This is a genomic window from Alcanivorax sp. HI0083, assembly GCF_001635175.1.
Window position 1 is genome coordinate 1 of sequence record NZ_LWFX01001101.1, and the last position, 779, is coordinate 779.

Annotated in this window: 2 protein-coding genes; both read left to right on the forward strand. The window is 55.5% G+C overall.

The window, feature by feature from the left end; all coding sequences use genetic code 11:
• Window positions 1-71 precede the first annotated feature (71 nt).
• The gene (locus tag A3754_RS15040; protein ID WP_063519661.1) at window positions 72-413 is read left to right on the forward strand and encodes a DUF4124 domain-containing protein; all 342 of its coding nucleotides are present in this window, start codon (window positions 72-74) and stop codon (window positions 411-413) included.
• Between the two features lie 22 nt (window positions 414-435).
• On the forward strand, window positions 436-779 hold a 344-nt coding region (locus A3754_RS15045), incomplete at its 3' end, for an FKBP-type peptidyl-prolyl cis-trans isomerase N-terminal domain-containing protein (RefSeq protein ID WP_197468674.1).

The window sequence follows — 779 nt, forward strand, 5'->3', positions numbered from 1 at the left end:
AATTGTGATGTTATTTTGCTCCCATGGGGAACTCGATCCCGTGAAGGGGCTCTACAGGGGAATCCGGCGTTATGCGTTTTTTGCTCATTATTGTGGTGCTGCTGCTGGCAGTGCTGGCGGCCTTGTTTATTGTGCCGCTGGGTGGTGGCAAGCCATTGCTAAACTGGCAGCATGTGGAACAGAACTGGCAACAGCCGGAAAAGCTGTTTGACGGGAGCCTGTCTCCCTGGCTGGAAAAAAAGGGGGACACGGAGCTGTATCGCTGGCGTGACCCCGATGGAAACTGGCAGTATGGCCAGATTCCGCCGCCGGGTGTATCGGCGGAACCCATTACGGTAAAAGCTCCGGACACCATCAGCGCGGAAGAGATGCGCGGTGGCAAGGGGCTGGAAGAGACACAACAGAAACAATAACAGTTGGCCAATTGGAGGCAGAATGAAGAAATTGGGAATCGTGCTGGCAGGAACGGTCTTGCTGGCCGCTTGTGGTCAGGACAACGCAGAAGTGAAAACGGATGACCAGAAGGCGTCCTATGCACTGGGTTTCCGCAGTGCCGAGCAGATGCGCAGCCTGGAAAACCTGGATCTGGATGCCATGGTTGCAGGCCTGCGTGATGGCTTCGACGAGAAGGGCGAGTCCCGTCTGGGTGATGAAGATCTGGATCAGCTGATCCGTGATTTCCAGGGCCGTATGATGGCCGCCCAGCAGAAAAAGGTTGAAGAAGAAGCTGGCAAGAACCTGGAAGCCAGCGAAAAATTCCTGGCGGACAATGCTGAACG